17 protein-coding genes are annotated in these 18,258 nt (G+C 69.5%); 10 read left to right on the forward strand and 7 right to left on the reverse strand.

All coding sequences use genetic code 11. From position 1 onward, the window contains the following. From ZRA01_RS17400 to ZRA01_RS17425, 6 genes are all read left to right on the forward strand, one after another. A partial coding sequence (locus tag ZRA01_RS17400) for a methyl-accepting chemotaxis protein (RefSeq protein ID WP_246093725.1) occupies positions 1-1,409 on the forward strand: 1,409 nt, incomplete at its 5' end. A gap of 20 nt (positions 1,410-1,429) precedes the next feature. Next, positions 1,430-2,008 (forward strand): chemotaxis protein CheW, encoded by a 579-nt coding sequence (locus ZRA01_RS17405; RefSeq protein WP_141354567.1) that lies wholly within the window; start codon positions 1,430-1,432, stop codon positions 2,006-2,008. A gap of 18 nt (positions 2,009-2,026) precedes the next feature. Beyond that, entirely contained in the window at positions 2,027-2,617 is a 591-nt protein-coding gene (locus tag ZRA01_RS17410) for a chemotaxis protein CheD (protein WP_141354569.1), read from the forward strand. 7 nt (positions 2,618-2,624) lie between these two features. After that, positions 2,625-3,467: a CheR family methyltransferase gene (locus tag ZRA01_RS17415; protein ID WP_371859317.1), complete on the forward strand. Its 843-nt coding sequence runs from the start codon at positions 2,625-2,627 to the stop codon at positions 3,465-3,467. Beyond that, positions 3,464-3,964, forward strand: a complete 501-nt coding sequence (locus tag ZRA01_RS17420) for a chemotaxis protein CheD (protein WP_141354571.1) — start codon at positions 3,464-3,466, stop codon at positions 3,962-3,964. The genes ZRA01_RS17415 and ZRA01_RS17420 overlap by 4 nt, the downstream gene beginning before the upstream one ends. Continuing rightward, positions 3,964-5,043, forward strand: a complete 1,080-nt coding sequence (locus ZRA01_RS17425; protein ID WP_141354573.1) for a protein-glutamate methylesterase/protein-glutamine glutaminase — start codon at positions 3,964-3,966, stop codon at positions 5,041-5,043. Before ZRA01_RS17420 ends, ZRA01_RS17425 begins: the two co-directional genes overlap by 1 nt. A 30-nt stretch (positions 5,044-5,073) precedes the next feature. Here ZRA01_RS17425 and ubiD read toward each other — a convergent pair whose 3' ends face one another. The 7 genes from ubiD to ZRA01_RS17465 form a co-directional block, all read right to left on the reverse strand. Continuing rightward, entirely contained in the window at positions 5,074-6,546 is a 1,473-nt protein-coding gene (ubiD, locus tag ZRA01_RS17430; protein WP_141354575.1) for a 4-hydroxy-3-polyprenylbenzoate decarboxylase, read from the reverse strand. 88 nt (positions 6,547-6,634) lie between these two features. Continuing rightward, positions 6,635-7,957 carry a TolC family outer membrane protein gene (locus tag ZRA01_RS17435; RefSeq protein ID WP_141354577.1) on the reverse strand — a complete coding sequence of 441 codons (1,323 nt, stop codon included), beginning with the start codon at positions 7,955-7,957 and terminating at the stop codon, positions 6,635-6,637. 140 nt (positions 7,958-8,097) lie between these two features. Continuing rightward, positions 8,098-8,421, reverse strand: coding sequence for a rhodanese-like domain-containing protein (locus tag ZRA01_RS17445; RefSeq protein ID WP_141354579.1), 324 nt, complete (start codon positions 8,419-8,421; stop codon positions 8,098-8,100). 12 nt (positions 8,422-8,433) lie between these two features. Continuing rightward, complete coding sequence (locus ZRA01_RS17450; protein WP_141354581.1) at positions 8,434-9,087, reverse strand: protein-L-isoaspartate O-methyltransferase family protein; 654 nt, start codon at positions 9,085-9,087, stop codon at positions 8,434-8,436. A 142-nt stretch (positions 9,088-9,229) separates the two neighbouring features. Beyond that, on the reverse strand, positions 9,230-12,361 hold the full coding sequence (locus tag ZRA01_RS17455; protein WP_141354584.1) for an efflux RND transporter permease subunit: 3,132 nt from the start codon (positions 12,359-12,361) through the stop codon (positions 9,230-9,232). After that, positions 12,358-13,485 carry an efflux RND transporter periplasmic adaptor subunit gene (locus ZRA01_RS17460; protein ID WP_141354586.1) on the reverse strand — a complete coding sequence of 376 codons (1,128 nt, stop codon included), beginning with the start codon at positions 13,483-13,485 and terminating at the stop codon, positions 12,358-12,360. The genes ZRA01_RS17455 and ZRA01_RS17460 overlap by 4 nt, the downstream gene beginning before the upstream one ends. Next, positions 13,482-14,129 carry a TetR/AcrR family transcriptional regulator gene (locus ZRA01_RS17465; RefSeq protein ID WP_141354588.1) on the reverse strand — a complete coding sequence of 216 codons (648 nt, stop codon included), beginning with the start codon at positions 14,127-14,129 and terminating at the stop codon, positions 13,482-13,484. The genes ZRA01_RS17460 and ZRA01_RS17465 overlap by 4 nt, the downstream gene beginning before the upstream one ends. A 269-nt stretch (positions 14,130-14,398) precedes the next feature. Here ZRA01_RS17465 and ZRA01_RS17470 point away from each other — a divergent pair, with 269 nt between their 5' ends. The 4 genes from ZRA01_RS17470 to ZRA01_RS21150 all read left to right on the forward strand — a co-directional run. After that, complete coding sequence (locus ZRA01_RS17470) at positions 14,399-15,124, forward strand: superoxide dismutase (protein ID WP_141354590.1); 726 nt, start codon at positions 14,399-14,401, stop codon at positions 15,122-15,124. Between the two features lie 75 nt (positions 15,125-15,199). After that, positions 15,200-15,736 (forward strand): flavin reductase family protein, encoded by a 537-nt coding sequence (locus tag ZRA01_RS17475; protein ID WP_141354592.1) that lies wholly within the window; start codon positions 15,200-15,202, stop codon positions 15,734-15,736. Next, entirely contained in the window at positions 15,733-16,932 is a 1,200-nt protein-coding gene (locus ZRA01_RS17480; RefSeq protein WP_141354594.1) for a polysaccharide pyruvyl transferase family protein, read from the forward strand. Before ZRA01_RS17475 ends, ZRA01_RS17480 begins: the two co-directional genes overlap by 4 nt. Positions 16,933-17,148: 216 nt before the next feature. Beyond that, positions 17,149-18,258, forward strand: a 1,110-nt coding sequence (locus tag ZRA01_RS21150) for a sensor histidine kinase (RefSeq protein WP_281279891.1), incomplete at its 3' end; no start/stop codon positions are given.

Raw genomic sequence — 18,258 nt, forward strand, 5'->3', positions numbered from 1 at the left:
CCGTCAACAAGCTGGTCGCCGACGCCGGCGTGCTCGCGAAGGCCGCCGTCGAAGGCCGCCTCGCCACCCGCGCCGACGCCACCCAGCACCAGGGCGATTTCCGCAAGGTCGTCGAAGGCGTCAATGCCACTCTCGACTCGGTGATCGGCCCGCTCAACGTGGCCGCCAACTACGTCGACCGCATCTCCAAGGGCGACATCCCGACCAAGATCACCGACACCTACAATGGTGACTTCAACACCATCAAGAACAACCTCAACACCTGTATCGAGGCGGTGAACAAGCTGGTGGCCGACGCCAACCTGCTGTCTGCCGCGGCAATCGCCGGCCGGCTCGAGACCCGCGCCGACGGTAGCCAGCACCAGGGCGACTTCCGCAAGATCGTGGATGGCGTCAATGGCACGCTGGACGCCATCGTCGGCCCGATCAACGAGGTGCGCCGGATCATGACCTCGATCGAGCAGGGCGACCTGACCCAGAACATCGCCAACGATTACCAGGGCGATTTCAAGGCCCTGAAGGACGCGGTGAACAACACCGTCGGCAAGCTCTCCGACACCATCACCCAGGTGCGCACTGCCGCCGACGCGCTTACCAACGCCTCCGGCCAGGTATCGGCCACCGCCCAGTCCCTGTCGCAGTCGTCGTCCGAGCAGGCCGCCAGCGTCGAAGAGTCGTCCGCCTCGGTCGAAGAGATGTCGGCCTCCATCAACCAGAACGCCGAGAACGCCAAGGTCACCGACAACCTCGCCTCCAAGACCGCGGTCGAAGCCACCGAGGGCGGCGACGCGGTGAAGAACACCGTCGATGCGATGAAGAAGATCGCCCAGAAGATCGGGATCATCGACGACATCGCCTACCAGACCAACCTGCTGGCCCTCAACGCGGCCATCGAGGCCGCCCGCGCCGGCGAGCACGGCAAGGGCTTCGCGGTGGTGGCGGCCGAGGTGCGCAAGCTGGCCGAACGCTCGCAGGTGGCGGCCCAGGAGATCGGCGGCCTGGCCGGCGATTCGGTGGGCCTCGCCGAGCGCGCCGGCCACCTCCTCGACGAGATCGTCCCGTCGATCCGCAAGACCTCCGACCTGGTGCAGGAGATCGCCTCGGCGTCCCAGGAGCAGTCCTCCGGCGTGGCCCAGATCAACAACGCCATGAACCAGCTCAACCAGGCCACCCAGCAGAACGCCTCGGCCTCCGAAGAACTCGCCGCGACCGCCGAAGAACTGGGCGGCCAGGCCGAGCAGCTCCAGCAGTTGATGCAGTTCTTCACCATCGACGAGCGCAACATGGGGCGCGGCATGGCCCATGCGGCCCCGATGGCGGCCATGCGCAGCACGGCCGGCAGCCGGCCGCAGGCCGGTGCGCGGGTGGCGGGCTTCGCGTTCAACGAGAACGACTTCGAGAAGTTCTGAGCGGCGAAAGGAGCTAGAGCATGTCCCCGCAGCCCGCTTCGCCGGCCAGCCTTGCTGTTGCCGGGGCCAAGGCCCCGGTAGCGGTGGAGTCCAGCCCGGCCCAGTACCTCACCTTCCTCCTCGGCGGCGAGATGTTCGCCGTCGGCATCCTCAACATCAAGGAGATCATCGAGTACGGCAGCGTCACCGAGATCCCGATGGTGCCGCCCTTCATCCGCGGGGTGATCAACCTGCGCGGCGCGGTGGTGCCGGTGATCGACCTGGCCAGCCGCTTCGGCGGCAAGCGCTCCGAGATCTCCCGGCGCACCTGCATCGTCATCATCGAGCTCGCCGAAAACGACGAGCGTCAGGACATCGGAGTGGTGGTCGACGCGGTGTCGGAGGTGCTGGAGATCCCGGCCACCGAGATCGAGCCGCCGCCCTCCTTCGGCGCCCGCATCCGGGCCGACTTCATCAAGGGCATGGGCAAGGTGAATGGCAAGTTCGTCATCCTGCTCGAAGTCGACAAGGTACTGTCGGTCGATGAGATTGCCTCGCTGTCCCAGCTGGGCAACGAAGGCGGCACCGACGTGAGCACCGGAGGCGCCCCGTCGGCCTGAGGCTGCCAGGCGATCTCCATGGACTACGCCAGCCTGCCCGCCCGCGAGATCGAACGCCTGTCCCGCAACGTGGCACCCGGCGCGTGGGCGGTGGAGCGGCAACGCCCGCTGTCCACGCTGCTGGGCTCCTGCGTGGCGGTGTGCATGTTCGACCTCCACGCCCGGGTTGGCGGCATCAACCACTTCATGCTGCCCAACATGCAGCGCAGCGCCGACAGCGAGGTGGATTCGCTGCTCTCCGGCGACTACGCCATGGAGGCGCTGCTCAACGCCCTGCTCGCCCAGGGCGCCCGCAAGGCGCGCATCCAGGCCAAGGCCTTTGGCGGCGGCACCATCATCGAAACCTCGGGGCAATCCCTCGCCATCGGCCAGCGCAACGCCAGGTTTGCGCGGGACTGGCTGCAGCGGGAGGGCATCCCCATCATCGCCTCGGACTTTCTCGGCCCGTGGTCGCGCAAGGTGCTGTTTGTGCCGAGCAATGGAGACGCCTGGTGCAAGCGCATCGTCACCTCCCACGCCACCGCCGAGGTGATCGCGCGGGAAGAGCGCGCCTACGCCGCCACGCTCGCCGCCGCCAGGCCGCCGGGCAACAACGTCGAACTGTTCTGAGGCTGCCATGACCCACCCGCCCCGCGCTGCCGGCGGAAGCTCGATGGAATCGACCATCACCGATCAGGAATTCGCCCTCTTCCAGCGCCTGATCTACAAGATTGCCGGCATCAGCCTCTCCGAGGCCAAGAAGGTGCTGCTCGTCGGGCGCCTGACGAAGCGCCTCAAGCACTACAACTTCGGCACCTTCTCCCAGTACTACCGCATGCTGGCAGGCGGCCACCACCCCGAGGAAATCCAGGTGATGGTGGACCTGCTCACCACCAACGAGACCTATTTCTTCCGCGAGCCGGGCCACTTCCACTTCCTGCGCGACGAGATCCTCGCACCGCGGCGCAGCACCGCGCCCTTCCGGGTGTGGAGCGCCGCCTGCTCCAGCGGCGAGGAGGTCTACACCCTCGCCATGCTGCTCGCCGACACCCTGCCCAACACGCCGTGGGAGGTGGTCGGCTCGGACATCAGCACCCAGGTGCTGGCCAAGGCCGAGGCCGGCCATTACCCCCTGGGCCGCCACGAGGGCATTCCGCCGGACTACCTGCGCAAATACTGCCTGAAGGGCGTGCGCTCCCACAGCGGCACCTTCCTGGTGACACCCGAGCTCAAGCGCCGGACGCGCTTCCACCAAGTCAACCTGACACTGCCGGTGGATGCAGCCCTGGGGGAGTTCGAGGTGATCTTCCTGCGCAACGTGATGATCTACTTCGACACCGAAACCAAGCGCAAGGTGGTGGGCAACCTGCTGCCGCGCCTCAAGTCGGGCGGGCACCTGATCATCGGCCACTCGGAAACCCTCAACGGCATCCAGCAGGGCCTGCAGCCGGTACGGGCCACCATCTACCGCAAGGCATGATCGAGTTCGGCGATGACATCCGCGAAGTCTTTCTGCAGCCGGGGGGGTTTTACTTCGGCGGCGGGCGCACGCGGATCTCCACGCTGCTTGGCTCGTGCATCTCGATCACCCTGTGGCACCCGGCCCGGCGGATCGGCGGCATGTGCCACTTCATGCTGCCCACCCGCGGCCAGCCCGCCGGCGCGCCCCTCGACGGGCGCTATGCCGACGAGGCGCTGGCCCTGTTCGACCGGGCGGTGGCCACGGCGGTGAGCCAGCCCGCCGATTACCAGGTCAAGGTTTTCGGCGGCGGCAACATGCTGACCCACCCCGGCAACGGCGCCGAACCCATGAACATCGCCACCCGCAACGTGGATTCGGCCTACGCCCTGCTGGCCCGCCACGGCTACCGGCCGACGGTGGCCCACTGCGGCGGGCAGGGCCACCGCAAGCTGTTCTTCGATCTGTGGACCGGCCACGTCTGGCTGGCCCATCGACCGCCGGGCGAGGCGGCCTGATGCGGGCGCCGATCCGCGTGATGATCGTCGACGACTCGGCCATCGTGCGTCAGGTGGCCAGCGCCGCCATCGCCGCCCAGCCCGACATGGAGGTGATCGCGACGGCGGCCGACCCGCTGTTTGCGATGGACAAGATGCGCCGCCAATGGCCGGACGTGATCGTCCTCGACATCGAAATGCCGCGCATGGACGGGCTGACCTTCCTGCGCAAGCTGATGGCCGAGCGGCCGACGCCGGTGGTGATCTGCTCGTCGCTGGTCGATCGGGGCGCCAGGGCCAGCGTCGACGCGCTGGCGGCCGGCGCGCTGAGCCTGGTGAGCAAGCCCAAGGTGGGCGTCAAACAGTTTCTGCAGGACGAAAGCGACAGCCTGGTCGCTGCCGTCCGGGCCGCCGCCGGGGCCCGCCTGCGCCCCCGGCTGCAGGCCGCCGCACCGCGCCCCAAGCTCACCCTCGACAGCCTACCGCGGGGGCCCAGCATGGCCCCGACGAGCGACCGCACCCGGGTGGTGGCCATCGGCACCTCCACCGGCGGCACCCAGGCCCTGGAGGCCGTGCTCACGGCGCTGCCCGAGGAGGTGCCGGGCATCGTGGTGGTGCAGCACATGCCGTCCGGCTTCACCGACATGTTTGCGCGCCGGCTCGACGGCCTCTCCAGCATCCGCGTGCGCGAGGCGAAGCACGGCGACCGGGTCGAGGCCGGCCTGGCCCTGATCGCGCCGGGCGGGCGCCATCTGCAGCTGACCCGCGATGGCCGGGGGTATTTCGTGGGCGTGGTCGACGGCCCGCTGATCAACCGCCACAAGCCTTCGGTGGACGTGCTGTTCCGCTCGGTGGCCCGCATGGCCGGCAGCAACGCGCTGGGCATCATCATGACCGGCATGGGGGACGACGGCGCCCTCGGCCTGAAGGAGATGCACAACGCGGGGGCCGCGACCATCGCCGAGGCCGAGGAGACCTGCGTGGTCTTCGGCATGCCGAAGGAGGCGATCCAGCGCGGCGCCGTCGACAACGTGCTGCCCCTCCACGACATCGCGGCGAGCCTCGTCAGCTGGAGCCGGGCGCCGCTGCGCCAGGCCTGAAGCCTCCACCAGCCGGGCCGGCCGGGCGGCTTACAGCCCCAGCTCGCCCCACATCGCATCCACCCGCCGCTTCACCGCCTCGTCCATCACGATGGGGGTGCCCCACTCCCGGTTGGTCTCGCCGGGCCACTTGTTGGTGGCGTCCAACCCCATCTTGGAGCCGAGGCCGGCCACCGGGCTGGCGAAATCCAGATAGTCGATGGGGGTGTTGTCCACCAGCGTGGTGTCGCGGGTGGCGTCCATCCGGGTGGTCAGCGCCCAGATCACCTCCTTCCAGTCGCGGATGTTCACGTCCTCGTCCACCACGATGATGAACTTGGTGTACATGAACTGGCGCAGGAAGCTCCAGATGCCGAACATAACCCGCTTGGCGTGGCCGGGGTACTGCTTGCGGATGCTGACCACCGCCAGCCGGTAGGAGCAGCCCTCGGGCGGCAGGTAGAAGTCGACGATCTCGGTGAACTGCTTCTGCAGCAGCGGCACGAAGACCTCGTTGAGGGCCACACCGAGCATCGCCGGCTCGTCGGGCGGCTTGCCGGTGTAGGTGCTGTGGTAGATCGGGTCGCGCCGGCTGGTGATGCGTTCGATGGTGAACACCGGAAAATCGGACTGCTCGTTGTAGTAGCCGGTGTGGTCGCCGTAGGGGCCTTCGAGGGCCATCTCGCCCGGGTGGATCACGCCTTCAAGCACGATCTCGGCTGACGCGGGCACCTGCAGATCGGAACCCAGGCACTTCACCAGCTCGGTCTTGGAGCCGCGCAGCAGGCCGGCGAACTGGTATTCAGACAGCGAATCGGGCACTGGCGTGACGGCGCCGAGGATGGTCGCCGGGTCGCAGCCCAGCACCACCGCCACCGGGAAGGGCTTGCCCGGGTGGGCCTTCTGGTGCTCCAGAAAATCCAGCGCGCCGCCCCGGTGGGCCAGCCAGCGCATGATGACCTTGTTGGGCCCCAGCACCTGCTGGCGGTAGATGCCGAGGTTCTGGCGGTTCTTGCTGGGGCCGCGGGTAACGACCAGCCCCCAGGTGATCAGCGGCGCCACGTCGCCGGGCCAGCAGTGCTGGATGGGCAGGCTGGCGAGGTCCACGTCGCGGCCCTCCTTGACCACCTGCTGGCAGGGCGCCGACGACACCGTCTTGGGCGACATGTTCAGCACCTGCTTGAAGATCGGCAGCTTGTCCCAGGCGTCCTTGAGGCCCTTCGGCGGCTCGGGCTCCTTGAGGAAGGCCAGCAGCTTGCCCACCTCGCGCAGCGCGCCCTGCCAGTCGTCGCTGCTCTCGCCCATGCCCAGCGCGACGCGCTCGGGCGTGCCGAAGAGGTTGGCGAGCACCGGCACCGAATGGCCCTTGGGGTTCTCGAACAGGATCGCCGGCCCGCCGGCGCGGAGCACGCGGTCGCAGATCTCGGTCATCTCGAGGTGGGGGTCGACCTCGGCCTTGATCCGCTTGAGTTGGCCCAGGCGTTCCAGCTGGGCGATGAAGTCACGCAGGTCGGTGTAGCGCATGGTGGTGGAGGGTGGGGAATGGAAAATGGGGAGTGGGGAATGGAAACGGCCGCTTGCGCGGCCGTTGGGGGGCGGAGGCGGCCGGGGCCTAGTCTAGCAAAGCGTTGATCGCCTTGATGTCCTCGTCGCCGAGGGTGCCGGCGGCGGCCTTCAGCTTGAGCTGGGCCATCAGGGTGTCGTAGCGGGCCTTGGCGAGCTTCTGCTGGGTGTCGAAGAGCTGGCTCTGGGCGTTGAGGACGTCGATGTTGATGCGTACGCCCACCTCGTAGCCGAGCTTGTTGGCGTCGAGGGCCGAGCGGGACGACACCTGCGCCGCCTCGAAGGCCTTCACCTGGGCCAGCCCGCTGGTCACGCCGAGATAGGCCTGGCGGGCGCTCTGGGCGGCGGTGCGGCGGGCGTTGTCGAGGTCGGAGACGGCCTTCTCGCGCAGCGCCGAGGCTTCACGCACCCGGGAATTCGTCGCCCCGCCCTGGAACAGCGGCACTGCCAGCTGCAGGCCGACGACGGTGGAGTCGGTGTTGTAGGCCGAGAAATTGCCCAAGGGGTTGCTGGTGGCCGTGTTGCCGCGGGAGGCCACCATATCGACGGTGGGCAGGTGGCCGGCGCGGTTGCGCTCGACCTCACGGGTGGCGATCTCGCTGACGAGCTGGTTGGCCTGCACCGACAGGTTGCTGGCCTCGGCTGCGGCGACCCACGACTGGATGTCGGTCGGGTCGGGGCGGCTCAGGGCAACGCCCTTACGGAGGCCCTTCAGGGAGTCGGGCTCCTTGCCGGTGAGCACCAGCAGCGCGTGGCGCTTGACGGCCAGGTCGCTCTCGGCGGCGATCACCTGGGCCGAGGACAGGTCGGCGCGGGACTGCGCTTCATGGACGTCGGTGATGGTGACGGTGCCGACCTCGAAGCTCTTCTTGGCGAGGGCCAGTTGCTGGGTGTTGGCCTCGTTGAGGGCCTGGGCGGCGGCGAGCACGTCCTGGGCGCCGAGCACGTCGAAGTAGGCCTGGGATGCGCGCAGGGTGAGGTCCTGGACGGCCAGCTGATACTGGGCATCGGCCAGCGCCGCCTGCATCTCGCCCTGCTTGTACTGGACCCAGTTCTGCCAGCGGAACAGGGGCTGGGTGAGCTGCACCTGCCAGCCGTTGCTGTTGTAGCGGCCCGACGGATTGCCGGTGGCCAGATGAGCGGTGGAATCGTTCCAGTTGGTGTTGCCGGTGAGGTTGAGCGAGGGCAGCAGGCCCGCGCGTCCCTGGGGCAGCTTCTCGCGCCCGGCCTCGGCCGAGGCCCGGGCCGCTGCCAGCGCCGCGTCGTAGGCGAGGGCCTCGCGGTAGATCTGCTCGAGATCAGCCGCGGCGGCCTGGCCCGCCATCAGCGCCACCGCCATTGTTACCGCCACACGTCCAGCCAACCGTTTCATACCGCTCTCCATCGTATTTGTTGACGGCCGGCACCCGGGGGGCCGGCAGCCGTTGCTGCTCTCAAGGAAACGCCGGGCCGCCCCGGGTTTCCTTGCCCCCCGTGGGGGGCGGGCTGGGCGGAGCCCGGCCCTGGGGGCGCTCAGTACTGGGGCATCGACGGGTCGACCTGCTGGGCCCACTGGGCCACACCGCCGGCGAGGTTGATGAGCTTCGAGAAGCCCTGCCGTTCGAGGAACATCGCCACCTGCATGCTGCGGCCGCCGTGATGGCAGATCACCACGATCTCGGCGTCGGGGTCGAGCTCCTGCATGCGCGCCGGCACGCTGGCCATCGGCATCGGCAGCGAGCCGGGGATGGCGCAGTACGAAAACTCGGAAGGCTCACGCACGTCGAGGAGCACGGGCGCCGGGCGCGCGGTGTCTTGCAGCCAGTCGGCGAGTTGCTGCGGGGTGATCTGCTTCATGGGGCGGAGGCCTCAGAATTTGAACTGGCTCTTCTGGGGCGCGTTGCGCATCATCGGAACCGCGTTCTCGAACAGGGATTCGGTGCGGAAGTTGCCCTCGGACACCTGGGTGACCAGGGTGGCGGTCATCAGCTGCGGCTCGCCGACGAAGGCGAACAGGCGGCCACCCACCTTGATCTGCTGGAGCAGGGTCTCGGGGATGAAGGGCACGCCGCCGGAGACGACGATGAGGTCGTAGGGCGCGTTGCTCGGCCAGCCGCGGATGGCATCGCCTTCTTCGACGATGACGTTCTCGACGCCGTAGCGCTTGAGGTTTTCATGGGCCATCGTGACGAGGGCGGGGTCGATCTCGACGGTGCGCACCCAGTCGGCGCGGGCGGCGAGCAGGGCCGCGAAGTAGCCGGAGCCGGCGCCCACCTCGAGCACCTTGTCGGAGCGCTTGACCTGGATGGCCTGCAGGATCTTGCCCTCGATCACCGGGATCAGCATGCTCGCGCCGTGCCCCAGCGGGATCTCGGCCTCGGAGAGGGCCAGCGACTTGTAGGCTTCCGGCACGAACTCCTCGCGGCGGACGCTCATCAGCAGGTCGAGCACGTCGAAATCCAGCACCTCCCAGGGGCGGATCTGCTGCTCGACCATGTTGAACCGTGCTTTTTCGAAATTCATTATGTGACTCCCGGGTAAATATTAGCACAGGCTAATATTAAAGATCTGCGTGCCTGAATGCCTGCGAAAAACTTTCGGATTCTAACCCACTTGGCGCCTCGCAGAGCATTCGCCCACGAGCCCGGCCCACCTCGGCGCCCCCTCACGCCCGCCGCACCCGGTACCAGGCGGCGTAGAGCGCCGGCACGAACAGCAGCGTGAGCAGCGTCGCGACGATCAGGCCGCCCATGATGGCCACCGCCATCGGCCCGAAGAAGGTGCTGCGGGTGAGGGGGATCATCGCCAGCACCGCCGCCGCCGCGGTGAGGGCGATCGGCCGCAGCCGCCGCACCGCCGACTCGACGATGGCGTCCCACACCGACAGCCCGCGCTCCACGTCCTGCTCGATCTGATCCACCAGGATCACCGAGTTGCGCATGATCATCCCGAACAGGGCGATCGTACCGAGCATCGCGACGAAGCCGAAGGGCTGGTTGAAGAGCAGCAGGAACAGCACCACGCCGATCAGGCCGAGGGGCGCCGTGAGCACCACCATGGTGGTGCGCGAGAAGCTGCCGAGCTGCACCATCAGCACCGTGAACACCACCGCCAGGAACAGCGGAATGCCGGCATTCACCGAATCCTGCCCCTTGGCGCTCTCCTCCACCGCGCCGCCGGTCTCGATGCGGTAGCCGGCCGGCAGGCGGGCGCGCAGCTCGGCCAGCCGGGGCTCGATCTCGGCGGTGACGGTGGGCGCCTGGACGCGCGTATCGTGGATCTGGCCGCGCACGGTGATCGCCGGCTCGCGGTTGCGCCGCCACACCAGGCCCTGCTCGAAGCCGTAGCGGATGCTGGCCACCTGGCCCAGCGGCACCGGCTTGCCGGCGCGGGTCGGGATCGACAGCTCGGAGACCATCGACAGCGCATCCCGCTCCAGCGCATCAGCGCGCAGCACCACGTCGATGGCTTCGATGCCCTCGCGGTAGCTGGTGGCGGCGAGGCCGCGCAGGGAGGTGTTGAGGAAATTGGCCACGTCCTGCGTCGCCAGGCCGAGGAGGCGCGCCTTGTGCTGGTCCACCTCGACGTGCAGCACCTTGGACTGCTCGTCCCAGTCGGGGTGGACGTCGGCCAGATGCGGGTTGCCGCGCATCACCGCGGCCACCTCGCCGGCCAGCCGGCGCACCGTCGGGATGTCCGGCCCGAGCACCCGAAACTGCACCGGGTAGCCCACCGGCGGGCCGTTCTCCAGGCGGATCACGTTGCCGCGGAGGTTGGGGAAATCCGTCTTGAAGCGGTCGATCAGCCGGCTGCGCAGCGCGTCGCGGGCCTGGATGTCGTGGGTCAGCACCACGAACTGGGCAAAGTTGGGGGCCGGCAGCTGCTGGTCGAGGGGCAGGTAGAAGCGCGGGCTGCCGGTGCCCACATAGGCCACGTAGTTGGCCACCTCCGGCTCACCATCGAGGATGGCTTCCAGCTTCTCGACCTCGGCCTGGGTGGCGCGCAGGCTGGCCCCCTCGGGCAGGCGCAGGTCCACCACCAGCTCGAGGCGCGTGGAGTTGGGGAAGAACTGCTTCTGCACGAAACCGAAGCCCACCAGCGCCGCCACGAAGATCGCCAGGGTGGCGCCGATCACCCACCAGCGCCGCGCCACGCAGGCATCCACCAGGGCGCGGAAGCGGTTGTAGAAAGGGGTGCGGAAGACCTCGTCCTCACCGCCCTCATAGTGCGGCTCGCCCAGGCCGATGCGCTCCTGGAGCCGCTCGAGGCGCGGGAAGCGCTTCGCCAGCCAGCCCGAATGCCGCGGCGCACGCGGGTCGGGCAGCAGCAGGTAGCCCAGGTAAGGCACCACCACCACCGCCGCCAGCCACGAGGCCAGCAGCGCGATGGCGTTCACCTGGAAGATCGAGCGGGTGTATTCACCGGTGGACGACTGGGCGGTGGCGATGGGCAGAAAGCCGGCCACCGTGACCAGGGTACCCGACAGCATCGGCCCGGCGGTGCTGGTGTAGGCGAAGGCGGCCGCCTTCGAGCGCTCCCAGCCCTGCTCCATCTTCACCAGCATCATCTCGACGGCGATGATCGCGTCGTCCACCAGCAGGCCCAGGGCCAGGATCAGCGCCCCCAGCGAGATCTTGTGCAGGCCCACGTCGAACATCCGCATCCCGAAGAAGGTCACTGCCAGCACCAGCGGAATAGACAGCGCCACCACCAGCCCGGTGCGCAGGCCCAGCGAGAAGAAGCACACCACCAGCACGATGACCACCGCCTCGGCCAGCGACCAGACGAACTCGTCGATCGAGCGCCGCACCGAATCGGGCTGGCTGGCCACCTCGGTGAGCTCCATGCCCACCGGCAGCTGGGCCTGGATGCGGGCGATCGCCGCCTTGAGGTTGCGCCCCAGGGCGATGATGTCGCCGCCCTTGGCCATCGACACGCCGAGGCCGAGGGCGTCCTGCCCGCGGAAGCGGAAGCGCGGCGCCGGTGGCTCGACGAAGCCCCGCGCCACCCGCGCGATGTCGCCGATGCGCAGCTCGCGCCCGCCAGCCCGGATGCGCGTCTCGCGGATCGCCTCGACGGTGTCGTAGGCCCCCGACGGGCGCAGGTAGATGCGCTCGTCGCGGGTCTCCACATAGCCGCTCGGCGCCACCGCGTTCTGGCGCGCCAGGGCCTCGCTCACCGTCTGCACGTCGAGCCCGAGGGTCGCCAGCCGGCTGTTGGAGAGCTCCACGTAGATGCGCTGCTCCTGCTCGCCGATCAGGTCCACCTTCGCCACGCTGGGCACCCGCAGCAGCTCGGCGCGCACCGTCTCGCCGGCAGCCTTGAGCTGGGCGTCGTCGAAGCCGTCGCCGGTGAGGGCGTAGATGTTGCCGAACACGTCGCCGAACTCGTCGTTGAAGAACGGCCCGCGCAGGCCCGCCGGTAGCTGGCCCTTGATGTCGCCGACCTTCTTGCGCACCTGGTAGAAGAGCTCGGGCACGTCGCGGGCGGGGGTCGAATCCTTGGCGATGAAGAGCACCACCGCCTCGCCGGGGCGCGAATAGCTGCGCAGGATGTCCACGTGGGGCACCTCCTGCAGCTTCTTCTCGAGGCGGTCGGTGACCTGCTCCTCCACCTCCCGGGCCGAGGCGCCGGGCCACTCGGCCCGCACCACCATCACCTTGAAGGTGAAGGGCGGGTCTTCCGACTGGCCGAGCTTTTGATAGGACATCACGCCGACGATCGCCAGCGCGACGATCAGGTAGCGGATCAGCGGCTGGTGGGCCAGCGCCCACTCGGACAGGTTGAAGCGCTTCACGACGCAGCCCCCGGCCGAACCGCCATCGGCGCTGCCGCCGGCCGGGCCGGCGCCACGGGCCGCAGGGCCTGGCCGGCGATGATCTTGTTTACGCCCGCGGCGGCGATGGTCTCACCCGCCGTGAGGCCGGCGGAGATCAGCGCGCCGTCCTCGCGGTACTGGCGCACCGTCACCTTGCGCAGCACCGGCTTGACCAGCTCGCCCTCGGCCTGCATCACCCACACCGCGCTGGCGCCGCCATGCTCGAACACCGCGGTGATCGGCACCAGCAGGCCACCGGCGCTGGCGGCAGCATCGGCCAGCACCACGTTGGCGGTCATGCCCAGTTGCAGCGCCGGCAGCGGGTCGACGATGCTCACCCGCACCGCGTAGGTGCGCGTGGCGGCGTCGGCGCTGGGGGCGATCTCGCGCACCCGGCCGGCCAGCGCCACGTCGGGCTGGGTCCACAGCCGCACCTCGACCCGCCCGGCCTTCTTGAGCTCGCCGATGCGGCTCTCCGGCACCGCGATCAGCACCTCCCGCTCACCGTCCCGGGCCAGCTTCATGACCACCGCCGAATCCTTCACCACCTGCCCCACCTCGGCGCCTACTGCGGTGATGACCCCCGGCTGGTCGGCCAGCAGGCTGGTGTAGCCCGCCTGGCGGCCGGCCACGCTGGCCTGGGCGCGGGCCTGCTCGACCCGCGCCGTCGCCGAGCGGAAAGCCGTCTCCTTGGCGTCCAGCACGCTGCGGCTGACGAAGTTCTTCGCCACCAGGTCGCGGTAGCGCAGCACCTCGGCCCGGGCATAGGCAAACTCGTTCTCGGCGGCCGCCAGCTGGGCCCGCGCCGCCTCGGCGTTGAGCCCCGCGTCGGCCGGGTCGAGCCGTGCCAGCAGCTGGCCCGGCTTCACCACCGCCCCCACGTCCACCCGCCGCTCGACGATCTTGCCGCCGATCCGGAAGGCCAGGTCGGATTCGTAGCGCGCCCGGACCTCGCCCGTGTAGAGCGCCGCCGGCGCCACCTGGGCCGACGCCAGCGTGAACACCACCACCGGCCGCGGTGCCTCCACCACGGGTTCGGGCTTCGAACAGGCGGCAAGAAAGCCGAGGGCGAGCGCTGAGGCAATAAGGGTCCGTGTGTTCATCGGGGTTCCTGAGTGTCGGCGGCCCCCAGGCCGCGCAGGATGAAGTCGAAATAAGTGTCGAAGTACTGCTCGGGCAGGGGCCGGCCCGGCGGGCCGGCGAACATCGAGTGCTGCAGGACGGATTGCATCAGGAGCGGGTGGAAGACCATCTGGCGCAGCGCCTCCGGGCTGCCCGGGCGGAACACGCCGCGAGCGATGCCGGCCTCGATGACCTGGCGGAGCAGCGCGCTCCAGCGCCCGATCACCTGCTCGTTGAAATACGCCGCCACCTCCGGAAAATTGCCGCCCTCGGAGATCATCAGCTTGCAGGTGCCCCCCAGCGGCGTGGCGCCGAAGCACTCCCACCACTCCACCAGCAGCGCGCGCAGCAGCCGCGCCGGGTCGTCGAGGTTCGCCACTACGCGGGCTTCGCTGGCCTCGATCAGCGGCAGCACCGACTCCTCGATGACCGCCCGGAAGAGCGCCTCCTTGCTGTCGAAATAAAGGTACAGCGTGCCCTTCGAGACGCCCGCCCGGGCGGCCACGTTGTCCAGGCGAGTGGCCGCAAAGCCCTTCTCGACGAACAGCGCCAGGGCCGCCGCCGCCAGCTCGGCGGGGCGGGCCTCCTTGCGCCGCTGGCGGGTTGAAGCGGTGGTGGAATCCATGGAAATCAAACTGACTGACTGACTGGTCGGTCAGTAATTTAGGCAGATCCGCCGCCCGTGTAAAGCACTGAAAGACATGCCGCCATCGGTCGCAGCAGCCGGCCCAGCGGGCGACCACCCCCAGGTCGGCGGGGCGCTCTCAGGGCTCAAACAAAAAATCACGGAACAAGAAAAATGTCACGACTTGCAAACATTGCACATTGACATGGAAAATTTACCCAGAAGCGTTAAGCTCGCACAACCCATACGAATCCCGCAGGAGCCCAGGCATGCACGCCTTCAAGCAGGACGACACACCCCACCCCGCGCCCGGCCGGCGCAGCTTCCTCATCGGCGCCCCGGCCTGTCTGCTGGCCCTCGGCAGCCTGTCCACCGGCACCCGGGCCGCCGAGCCGCAGCACGCGCTGCCGACCCTGCCCTACCCCATCGACGCCCTCGACCCCGTGCTGTCGGCCAGCACCCTCGGCCACCACCACGGCAAGCACCATAAGGGCTACGTGGACAACCTCAACCGCCTGCTCACCGGCACCGAGCTCGCCGGCCAGCCCCTCGAGAACGTCATCCTCCGGAGCGCCAGCCAGCCCGCCCAGGCCGCCATCTTCAACAACGCCGCCCAGGTGTGGAACCACAACTTCTACTGGCAGAGCCTGCGCCCCAAGGGCGGCGGCGAACCGCCGGCCGAGCTCAAGCACCGTCTCGACGAAGCCTTCGGCAGCGTCGCCGCCTGCAAGAAAGAGCTCGCCGCGGCGGCCATGGCCCAGTTCGGCAGCGGCTGGGCCTGGCTGGTGGCCGACGGCGAGCGCCTCCGGGTGGTCAGGACGAGCAACGCCGAACTCCCGCTCACCCAGGGCCTGCGCCCCCTGCTCACCGTCGACGTGTGGGAGCACGCCTATTACATCGACTACCAGAACCGCCGCGCCGACTACGCCAACGCCGTTGTCGACCGGCTGATCAACTGGGAATTCGCGCTCGAAAACCTGCATCGGCGCAGCTGAGCCCCGGCCCCCGGTCTAGAATCGAAGCATCGCCCCGCGCCCGCCGGGGCGGTCGATTCCACCGGGAGCCCGGCCGTGTCGAAGCGCGCATTCCCCCTGTCCGGTGTCCATGCCCTGCTCGAACCGGGGCCGGTTGTCCTGCTCAGCAGCGCGGCCGGCGGCCGGGCCAACGTCATGGCCCTGTCCTGGCACACCCTGCTCGAGTTCGAGCCGCCGCTGGTGGCCTGCGTCATCAGCAGCCGCAACCACAGCTTCGCGGCCATCGACGCCTCCGGCGAATGCGTCATCAACCTCCCCGGCGCCGCGCTGGCCGATGCCATCGTCGGCTGCGGCAACACTTCCGGCGCCACCCTCGACAAGTTCGCCGCCTTCGGCCTCAGCCCCGAACCTGCCCGCCTCGTCGCCCCGCCACTGATCCGCGAATGCTTTGCCAGCCTCGAATGCCGGCTCGCCGACCGCAGCCTGGTGGCCCGCTACGGGCTCTTCATCTTCGAGGTCGTGGCGGCCTGGCACGACCCCGCGCTGCCCCACGAACCCACCCTGCACCACCGCAGCTACGGTGAGTTCATGCTCTCAGGCCCCGCCATCACGCTGCCGTCGCGGGCGCGATGAACACCCCGACCATCCTGCTGGGCGCCTTCGACCGGCACAACTTCGGCGACCTGCTGTTCCCCCACCTCGCCGCCGCCCTGCTGCCCGGTAGCCGGCTGATCTTCGCCGGCCTCGCCGAACGCGACCTGCGCCCCTTCGGCGGCCACCGCACCCACGCCCTCGCCCGGCTCGCCGCCGAGTTCGGCAACGCCCCCGTGCGCCTCATCCACGTGGGCGGCGAGATCCTCACCTGCGAAGCCTGGCACGCCGCGCTGATGCTGCAGCCGGCCGACGCGGTGCCAACCCTCGTCGCCCGCCTCGACGCCCACCCGGCCGAGCGCCTGGCCTGGGCCCGCAACACCCTCGGCCTCACCAGCCTGGCACCCTATGTGGCGGGGCGGCGGCTGTTCCCGCGGGCGCAGTTGCTCCACGTCGGCGTCGGGGGCGTCGACCTGGCGCACAGCCCGCCAGCGCTGCACGCCGAGGTGATCGAGGCGCTCGGCGAGGCCGATGCCGTCGGCGTGCGTGAGCGCCAGACCCTCGCCCACCTCCACGCGGCAGGCATCGCGGCCCACCTGATCCCCGACCCGGCGGTGCTGACGGCCGAACGCTTCGGCCCCACCATCGCCGCCCACGCCGCCCGGGGCGAGGTCGCCGCTGTCGGCCAGCGCTTTCCCGGCGGCTACCTCGCCGTACAGCTCAGCGCCGACTTTGGCGACGACGCAACCCTCGACACCCTCGCCGCCCAGCTCACCCAGGCCGCCCTGGCCTGCGCTTGCGGCATCGTGCTGTTCCGGGCCGGCAGCGCGCCCTGGCACGACGACCCGGACTGCCTGCAGCGCCTGGCCCGCCGCCTGCCCGGCGCCCGGGTGCAGGTCTTCCAGTCGCTGCAGCTGTGGGACATCTGCGCCCTGATCGCCGGCAGCCGCGGCTACTGCGGCAGCAGCCTGCACGGGCGCATCGTCGCCACCGCCTTCGCCCGGCCGCGGCTCAACGTGCGCCCGCCGCAGGCCGGCGAGCCGGGCAAGGTCCAGGCCTACACCGACACCTGGGAAGCCCCGGAGCTGCCGACCAGCGCCCCCGTCGATGCCGTCGCGGAGCAACTCCACCAGGCCCTCGCCGCCGACCCGGCCAGCCTGCGCAGCATGGCGGGCGAACTGGCCAAGCGCTACCGGCGCATGTTCGCGGCGCATCTGCCCCCGTGTAATCGCCGCTAAAGATTCCACGCGGCAGTCCGTTGCAGCGCCTATCGTTGATAAAGGCATGTCCGCCGATATCAAGGCTGCTTAAAACTGGAGATCGACCATGGGCCTCAACCGACATCGGGCGGAACGCGGGCGAAAACCCTGCGCTCGCGCCACGCCGCGGCACCACACGGCAGCCAGCTCCAGGCGCCGCCTGCCGTCCCCTGCGCGCTGAGCCCCGCAGCCACGATGCCCGCCAAGCCGCTCGGCCTGAAACGCCACCGCAAGAGCCTCGCGGCCCTGCTGCTCTTTGTCATCTACGCGGTCACGCTGTTCGTCCACAACCTGAACGTGCAGCGGCGCCTCGAACAAAACCTCATCGATGGGGCCGGTCTCGAGCTGGCCAGGCGGGCCGATACCCTGTCGGCCTATCTGTCCGAGCGCCACAACTCCCTCGCCAACCTGGCCGCCTCCGACGTCATCGCCAACTACTTCGCGGGACGTGACCTGGGCATGAGCGTCGAATACGGCCTCGGCCTCCACCTCCAGGCCATCGAGGACAGCCTCGAACAGTTGATGCAGCGGGAATACCTCGACACCACCCGCGTCTACAGGCAGATCCTCCTGATCGACAGGCAGGGCGGAGTCGTCGCCCGCGCCCTCGCCGACCCCGAAGCCCCCGACGAGGATCTGGCGGCCCTGGCCCCGCGGCTCGGCGCGGTCCGCGAGGTCACGCTGCTCAATGAGCGCAAGCTCCTGCGCTTCAGCCAGCCCGTGAGCATCAAGGGCGCACTGCGCGGCCACCTGATCGCCTACACCCCGCTCGCCACCATCGAACGGCCAGCCAGCGGCGGCAACGCGCTGCGCCCCGAGACCCTGGTGCTGGCCGACACCGGCCAGCCCGTGTCGGCCACGCCACCGGCGCTCTTCCAGCAGGCCGACGTGATCGCCCTGCTCGCCGGGCTGCGCCCCCGCGAAACCCGGCTCACCCCGGCGCTGCAAGCCCTTGCCGACGACCGGCCGATCGCCGCCATCAAGCAGAGCATCCAAGGCTCGCCGCTTGCCCTCGCGGCGCTGGTCACCGAACGCGAGGTAGCCGCCAACGCGATCCCGCCGATCTTCCTGGCCACCGCCGGCGCGGTGCCCTTCCTGCTGCTCTACATCGTGATGCTGGAGCTGCGCGAACGGCGCCGGATCGAACAGCTCGACGCCGACGCCCGCCTCGCGGCCGAGCGCCGGGCCACCGCCCGCAGCGAGTTCCTGGCCAGCATGAGCCACGAGATCCGCACCCCGCTCAACACCATCCTCGGGCTGGCCCAGATGGGGCGGCGCGCCTCCGCCGGGCGTCAGGCCGAACAG

The sequence above is a fragment of the Zoogloea ramigera genome, assembly GCF_006539865.1.
Taxonomy (GTDB): Bacteria; Pseudomonadota; Gammaproteobacteria; order Burkholderiales; family Rhodocyclaceae; genus Zoogloea; species Zoogloea ramigera.